This window comes from Hydrogenophaga sp. GW456-12-10-14-TSB4 (genome assembly GCF_059424305.1).
On sequence record NZ_JBWKZH010000125.1, the window covers coordinates 1 to 7,028 of the forward strand.

General features: G+C 67.5%; 7 protein-coding genes and 1 pseudogene. 5 read left to right on the plus strand and 3 right to left on the minus strand.

What is annotated here, in order from left to right; genetic code table 11:
• Together AC07ZS_RS29360 and AC07ZS_RS29365 are read right to left on the minus strand one after the other, a co-directional pair.
• Positions 1–187 (minus strand): annotated as a pseudogene (locus AC07ZS_RS29360) (hypothetical protein); the annotation flags it as partial.
• A gap of 102 nt (positions 188–289) precedes the next feature.
• Positions 290–1,204: a crotonase/enoyl-CoA hydratase family protein gene (locus AC07ZS_RS29365; RefSeq protein ID WP_494801969.1), complete on the minus strand. Its 915-nt coding sequence runs from the start codon at positions 1,202–1,204 to the stop codon at positions 290–292.
• Positions 1,205–1,338: 134 nt separating this feature from the next.
• Between AC07ZS_RS29365 and AC07ZS_RS29370 the strand changes: the two genes are divergently transcribed.
• The 5 genes from AC07ZS_RS29370 (at position 1,339) to AC07ZS_RS29390 (ending at position 6,567) form a co-directional block, all read left to right on the plus strand.
• Positions 1,339–2,907 (plus strand): FAD-dependent monooxygenase, encoded by a 1,569-nt coding sequence (locus AC07ZS_RS29370; protein ID WP_494801970.1) that lies wholly within the window; start codon positions 1,339–1,341, stop codon positions 2,905–2,907.
• Positions 2,904–3,101, plus strand: coding sequence for a hypothetical protein (locus tag AC07ZS_RS29375; RefSeq protein WP_494801971.1), 198 nt, complete (start codon positions 2,904–2,906; stop codon positions 3,099–3,101). The genes AC07ZS_RS29370 and AC07ZS_RS29375 overlap by 4 nt, the downstream gene beginning before the upstream one ends.
• Positions 3,091–3,543, plus strand: a complete 453-nt coding sequence (locus AC07ZS_RS29380; RefSeq protein ID WP_494801972.1) for a MarR family winged helix-turn-helix transcriptional regulator — start codon at positions 3,091–3,093, stop codon at positions 3,541–3,543. The genes AC07ZS_RS29375 and AC07ZS_RS29380 overlap by 11 nt, the downstream gene beginning before the upstream one ends.
• A 24-nt stretch (positions 3,544–3,567) precedes the next feature.
• On the plus strand, positions 3,568–4,146 hold the full coding sequence (locus AC07ZS_RS29385) for a GAF domain-containing protein (protein ID WP_494801973.1): 579 nt from the start codon (positions 3,568–3,570) through the stop codon (positions 4,144–4,146).
• Positions 4,147–4,248: 102 nt separating this feature from the next.
• A complete protein-coding gene (locus AC07ZS_RS29390) occupies positions 4,249–6,567 on the plus strand; it encodes a YgiQ family radical SAM protein (protein ID WP_494801974.1) in 2,319 nt (772 codons plus the stop codon).
• 3 nt (positions 6,568–6,570) lie between these two features.
• Here AC07ZS_RS29390 and AC07ZS_RS29395 read toward each other — a convergent pair.
• On the minus strand, positions 6,571–7,028 hold a 458-nt coding region (locus tag AC07ZS_RS29395; protein WP_494801975.1), incomplete at its 5' end, for a DUF1294 domain-containing protein.

Genomic DNA, 7,028 nt, shown 5'->3' on the forward strand with positions numbered 1-7,028 from the left:
TGCTGGTGGGGGTGGGGGTGGTGGGGGGCGGCGTGGCCAGGTCCACGTCGGGGGTGGACGGCGCGGGGGTTTGCGGCTGGGCCTGCGAGGTGCTGGTGCTGCTCGCGGGCTGGCCGTAACGTTGCGTGGCCATGCCGGTGTTCAGGGTCTTGGGTTGATCGTCTCGTTTGCCAAAATGCAGTGCCATGCCAGCTCCTTCTGTAAGTGAAGCGGCCATGCTAAGCGGCATGCCGATTACATTCTCGGTCGTCCCGTAAGAGGGGTAACGAGATGAACCGTACATGCGGTTTCATTTTTTCGGGGATGACCTCTTGCGGTTTTCCATCTCGCGGATCAGGGCCCGCGCTTCGTCGCCTTCGGGAATCGGCCGGCCGCTGTCGCGCCATTGCACCGCGTCCTTGAAGCCCGACTCCTGCGCATGGCGGCGGAACCACAGGCCCTCCGGGTTGTGGCGCGTGATGCCGTCGAACAGCGTGGCCATCTGCTGCGTCTGCTCAAGGCCCATGGTGAGCATGACCTGGTTCACCACCATCTTGTGCATGGCCAGGTGCGAGCGCGGCACGCCGGCGATGCGCTCGGCGAGCTGCATCGTGGCCGCCTCCAGCTGATCGGCCGGCACGGCCTCGTTGGCCAGGCCCCAGGCCGCGGCGGTGCGGCCGTCGATCACGTTGCCGGTGAACATCATCTGCTTGGCGCGCGCGGCGCCGAGCCGGTAGGTCCACATCGCGGTCGTGGGGCAGCCCCAGACGCGCGTGGGCATGTAGCCGATGCGCGCGTCGTCGGCCATCACCAGCAGGTCGCAGCACAGCGCGATGTCACTGCCGCCGGCCACCGCCGCGCCGTGCACCTTGGCGATGGTGGGTTTGGGACTGCGCCACAGCGCCATGAAGTCTTCGGTGTTGCGCTTCATGAAGGCGTAGTCGTCCATCGGGTCCCAGGGGTGGCGTTCCTGCTGGCAGGGATGGTCGATCTCGCCCTCGCCGAACATCGAGAGGTCGTAGCCCCCGCAGAAGCCCTTGCCGGCCCCTTCGACCACGATCACGTGCACCTCGTCGTCGGCGTTGGCCCATTCCACGGCGGCGCGGATTTCGCGCGGTGTCTCGTCGTTGATGGCGTTGAGGCGCTCGGGGCGGTTGAGCAGCAGGCGGGCGACGCGCGGCTGGCGGGCGTCCTTCTCGATGCGCAGGGTGTTGAAGCTGGGCACGGGCATGTCTCCTGGGGTTGTTTTCCCCATGATAGGCAGCGCCCCGGTTCGGCGCAGTTGCCTTGGAGACAGTTCATATGGTTGCGGACGCAACCAAAATGTCATAAAGTTGCGCACGCAACCATCAAGACGCCATGAACCCAGATTTGCCATCTTCCATTCCCGTGTTGATCGCCGGCGGCGGTCCCGTGGGCCTGACCCTTTCGGCCCTGCTGTCGCGCGAGGGCATCGCCAACCTGGTGATCGAGGCCGACGAGGGCTATTGCACCGGCAGCCGGGCCATCTGCATGTCGCGGCGGTCGCAGGAAATCCTGGGCTGGGTGGGGGCGGACGCACCGCTGGTGGCCAAGGGCCTGAGCTGGACCGGTGGCCGCAGCCACTGGCGCGACACCGAGGTGCTGCATTTCGAGATGCCGAGCGAGCCGAGCCAGCGTTTTGCGCCCATGGTCAACATCCAGCAGTTCTACGTGGAAGCGTTCGCCCACCAGGCCGCCCAGGCGCAGGGGGATGCGTCGCGCGTGGCGTGGAGCAGCCGTGTGGTGGCGGTGCGCCCGCAGATCGACGGCGTGCAGGTGGAGGTGGACACGCCTCAGGGGCGGCAGACGGTGCAGGCCGGCTTCCTCGTGGCCTGCGACGGTGGGCGCAGCACGGTGCGCGAGCAGCTCGGCCTGCAGCTCGAAGGCACGCAGTACGACGGCAAGTACGTGATCGTCGACGTGGTGCAGAAGACGCGGCGGCCGGTGGAGCGCCTGGCCTGGTTCGACCCGCCGTCCAACCCTGGCTCCACCATCCTCATGCACCGCCAGCCCGACGACGTCTGGCGCATCGACTACCAGATCCGCGACGATGAAGACCCGGTGGAGGCGGTGAAGCCCGAGAACGTGCTGCCGCGCGTGCGCAGCCACCTGGCCATGATCGGCGAGGACGAACCCTGGGAGCCGTTGTGGATCTCGATCTACAACGCCAAGTGCCTGACGCTGCCCGACTACCGCCACGGCCGCGTGTTTTTCGCCGGCGATGCCGCGCACCTGGTGCCCATCTTCGGCGTGCGCGGGCTCAACTCGGGCCTGGACGACGCGGCCAACCTGGCCTGGAAGCTGGCCCGTGTGCTGCGCGGCGAATCGCCCGATGCCTTGCTGGATTCCTATTCCCCAGAGCGGGTGCACGCCACGCGCGAGAACATCGCCTACGGTGCCAAGAGCACCGAGTTCATGGCGCCGCCGAACTTTGCCTACCGCCTCCTGCGCGAGGCCACGCTGCGGCTCGCGGTGAGCGACGAACAGGTGCGCTCGCTGATCAACCCGCGCCAGTCGGCGCCGATCACCTATGTGGGTTCGCCGCTGAACGAGACGCAGGACTCGGGCTGGGCGAACGACCGCGCCGCACCCGGCGCGCCGGCCCCGGAAGCCCTGTTGCAGGACAACGGCACCGCATGGCACCTGAGCAGCCGGTTCGGTCGCGGCTTCGTGTGCCTGGTGTTTGGCGGCGTCGGCCCGGACCTGAGCGATGTGGGCGTGTCCGTGTTGTCGATCTCGCCCGGGATCGACACGCAAGACCAGGCCTGGCAGCGCTTCGGCCTGCAACGGTCGGACGAACCCGCGCTGGTGCTCGTGCGACCCGATGGCTATGTGATGGGCCGCTGGCACGGCCTCGACCCCGCGCCCCTGCGCGCCGCCTTGAAAGACACCGGAGTGATCGCATGACCGATACCGATCTGGACCAGAGCTACAGCGCCGTCTGCGAAGCCCTCACGCAAGTGGGCGAAGCGCGCGCCCCCCTGTTTCTCGCCATGCTCTGCCTCTCGCTCATGAGCCGCTTCGAGCGCGCCGGGCAGGTGCTGCCGCTGGTCGAGAACGCCTTGGCGCAATGCGGTGCGGAGGCCGGCGATGCGCGCTGAAACCACCTCGTTGCAGGCTTTTCTCACCTACCGCCTGCACAAGCTCAACAAGATCACCGACCGGCACAGCAGCGACGCGTACGCCGCGATGGGCCTGGGCGTGAGCGAGGCGCGTTGCCTGGCCGCCATCGGCGAATTCGCGCCGCTCTCGGTGAACGACCTCGCGGCGCGCGCCAACCTGAACAAGGCCCAGGCCAGCCGGGCGGCGCAGATGCTGGTGGACCGCGAGCTGGTGCTCAAGTCCGCCAGCGACGCCGATGCGCGTGGCGTGGTGCTCACGCCCACGCGCAGCGGGCGCGCGCTGTGGAAACGGGTGATGCGCCTGATCGCGCAGCGCAATGCCGACATCTTTGGCTGCCTGTCCGCGAACGAGCAGAGACAGTTGGAAACACTTTTTGACCGCCTGATTGCCCATTCACAGAAGGAGCCTGACGAAGCGTGACGTGACCCGGTTTATAAACGCGCGATGAACCCTCTCAACGACCTCGGCTACAAGGCCGACGACCTCATGGTCCAGGTCACCGAATTGCTGGTGGCCACTTCCGATGCCTCCGACGAACTCATCGACCACTCGGTCTCCGAAGTGCTGCGCCTGCTGCGCGAGCGCATGAAGATGGACGTGGTCTTCGTCTCCGAATTCACCGACGGCCAGCGCGTGTTCCGCCACGTGTCCCAGGCGCCGGATTCGCCCGTGATCGGCGAGGGCGGCTCCGAGCCGCTGGAGCGCTCGTGGTGCCAGCGCGTGGTCGATGGCCGCCTGCCCCGATTCATCGCCGACGCCTCGGCCCATCCCGTCGCCGCCGAATTGCTCAAGAGCGTGCCTTTCCCGATCGGCACCCACATCAGCACCCCCATCGTGCTGGAGAACGGCGACATCTACGGCACGCTGTGCTGCTTCAGCTTCCATCCGCAGGACAAGCCGAACACGGAAGACCTGAAAAAGCTGGAGTTCACGGCCCAGCTCGCGGCCCAGAAGCTCAACCAGCGGCGGGTGGTGCGCAAGGCGCCCGAGTCGGTGCCGGACTGGCAACTGCGGCCCAAATGAGCGCGGCAGGGGGCGAGTAGCCCTCCATGCCCCTGAAATGGGGGTGGGCCGGTAAAATCACGGCTTTTCCAGCCGCCCGCGCTCCGGGTCTGTGCCAGCCCCATGAACGCCCCCATCGACGTCTCCTTCTTCGCGCGCGCCGCCAAGCCGATCACCAGCTACCGCCCCTACTGGGCCAAGCGGTTCGGCGTGGCGCCTTTCCTGCCGATGAGCCGCGCCGAAATGGAGCAGCTCGGGTGGGACAGCTGCGACATCATCCTGGTGACCGGCGATGCGTATGTGGACCACCCCAGCTTCGGCATGGCCGTGGTGGGGCGTGTGCTGGAGTCGCAGGGTTTTCGCGTGGGCATCATTGCCCAGCCCGACTGGACCAGCGCCGAGGCCTTCAAGGCCCTGGGCAAGCCCAACCTGTTCTGGGGCGTGACCGCCGGGAACATGGACTCGATGATCAACCGCTACACGGCGGACCGCAAGATCCGCAGCGACGACGCCTACACGCCGGGCGACGTGGGCGGCAAGCGGCCCGACCGCGCAGCCATCGTCTACAGCCAGCGCTGCCGCGAGGCCTTCAAGGACGTGCCGATCGTGCTCGGCGGCATCGAAGGCAGCCTGCGGCGCATCGCTCACTACGACTACTGGAGCGACAAGGTGCGCCGCAGCGTGGTGGTGGACAGCAAGTGCGACCTGCTGCTGTATGGCAACGCGGAGCGCGCGCTGGTCGAGGTGGCGCACCGCATCGCGGCGCGCGAGCCGATCGAACAGATCACCGACGTGCGCGGCACCGCTTTCGTCCGCCGGCCCGGCGACCCGACGGCCGCCGGCTGGATCGAGATCGATTCGAGCGAGGTGGACACGCCCGGGCGCGTGGAAAGCCACATCAACCCTTATCAGACCACCAGCGAGCAGGCCCAGTCCCAGGGGCAGAGCTGCGCGAAGGAAGAGGGCGAAGCCACGGCCGAGGTCAACCCGGCGATCCAGACGCTGAAGTTCGTGCCCAACCCCTCGCTGCAGGGCAAGGGCCGGCTCAAGGTGCCGCCGCGCGAGCGCTCGGTGATCCGCCTGCCCAGCTACGAACAGGTCAAGAGCGACGCCGTGCTCTACGCGCACGCCAACCGCGTGCTGCACCTCGAAACCAACCCCGGCAATGCCCGCGCGCTGGTGCAGGCGCACGGCGAAGGCACGACCGCGCGCGACGTGTGGATCAACCCGCCGCCGATCCCGCTGACCACGGCCGAGATGGACCACGTGTTCGACCTGCCGTACGGGCGCAGCCCGCACCCGGCCTACGCCGACGAACACGGCAAACACGACGGCGCGACCAAGATCCCGGCCTGGGAGATGATCCGCTTCAGCGTGAACATCATGCGTGGCTGCTTCGGCGGCTGCACCTTCTGCTCGATCACCGAGCACGAGGGGCGCATCATCCAGAGCCGTTCCGAAGAGTCCATCATCAAGGAAGTGGAAGACATTCGCGACAAGGTGGAAGGCTTCACCGGCGTGGTGTCCGACCTCGGAGGCCCCACGGCCAACATGTACCGCCTGGGTTGCAAGTCGCCCGAGATCGAGGCGGCCTGCCGCAAGCCGAGCTGCGTGTATCCCGGCATCTGCTCCAACCTGCACACCGACCACGGCCCGCTGATCAAGATCTACCGCCGCGCGCGCGAGCTGCGCGGCATCAAGAAGATCCTGATCGGCTCCGGCCTGCGCTACGACCTTGCGGTCAAGAGCCCGGAGTACGTGAAGGAGCTGGTGCAGCACCACGTGGGCGGCTATCTCAAGATTGCGCCCGAGCACACCGAAGGCGGGCCGCTGTCGAAGATGATGAAGCCCGGCATCGGCAGCTACGACCGCTTCAAGCAGCTGTTCGAGAAGTTCAGCGAAGAGGCCGGCAAGAAGCAGTTCCTCATCCCGTATTTCATCGCGGCCCACCCGGGCACCAGCGACGCGGACATGATGAACCTCGCGGTCTGGCTCAAGAAGAACGGATTCCGCGCCGACCAGGTGCAGACCTTCTACCCCAGCCCCATGGCCACCGCGACGGCCATGTACCACACCAACCTGAACCCGCTCAAGGGCATTCACCGCGACGACCGCGCCGAGCGCGTGGACATCGTGCGCGGCGACAAGCGCCGCCGGCTGCACAAGGCCTTCCTGCGTTACCACGACCCGAACAACTGGCCGTTGCTGCGCGAAGCGCTCAAGGCCATGGGCCGCGCCGACCTCATCGGCAATGGCAAGCACCACCTGATCCCCACCTTCCAGCCGATGACCGACGGCAGCTACCAGAGCGCGCGCCGCAAGAACAGCACGCCGGTGGGCAACAAGGTGCCGGGCGCTCAGCCGGGCAAGGGCCGCCTGCTCACGCAGCACACCGGCCTGCCGCCGCGAGACACGGGCTCGGGCAAGCGAAAACCACGCTGAGCTTCAGGCGGCCGGCGTGCCGCTGAACGCCGGCCACAGGATCCAGCCCAGCAGGGTCAGCGTGTTGACCGCCACCGTGCCCCAGTAGATCAGGCGAAACGGCTGCTTGCTCGTCTTGTGGCGCAGGATCTGCTGGGCGAACCACGCGCCCGGCCAACCGCCGACCACGGCCAGGCCGTGCAACCAGTTTTCGGGCGTGCGCTGGACTTCGTTGATGGCCGCGTGCTTGTCGCGCCAGTACATGTAGAACGTGACGAGGTTGATCAGCACCACGGCGGTCAGGATCACCCAGGGGAAGCGCCCCATGCCGATGCCCACCAGCCACAGCAGCAGCCAGAAGGCGATCAGGCCCAGGCCGATCCACAGGGGACGTTCCTCGCGCCGTTTCTGCCACTGCGAGCGCGAACGCGCCGCTGGCTGGCGGGGTGGCAGCAGCTCGGCCCCGGCGGGCGGTGGGGGTG

Bases quoted from the DNA above. Each gene is read 5' to 3' on its own strand.
- AC07ZS_RS29370 (WP_494801970.1), top strand. From the start codon at position 1,339: ATGAACCCAGATTTGCCATCTTCCATTCCCGTGTTGATCGCCGGCGGC.
- AC07ZS_RS29375 (WP_494801971.1), top strand. From the start codon at position 2,904: ATGACCGATACCGATCTGGACCAGAGCTACAGCGCCGTCTGCGAAGCC.
- AC07ZS_RS29380 (WP_494801972.1), top strand. From the start codon at position 3,091: ATGCGCGCTGAAACCACCTCGTTGCAGGCTTTTCTCACCTACCGCCTG.
- AC07ZS_RS29385 (WP_494801973.1), top strand. From the start codon at position 3,568: ATGAACCCTCTCAACGACCTCGGCTACAAGGCCGACGACCTCATGGTC.
- AC07ZS_RS29390 (WP_494801974.1), top strand. From the start codon at position 4,249: ATGAACGCCCCCATCGACGTCTCCTTCTTCGCGCGCGCCGCCAAGCCG.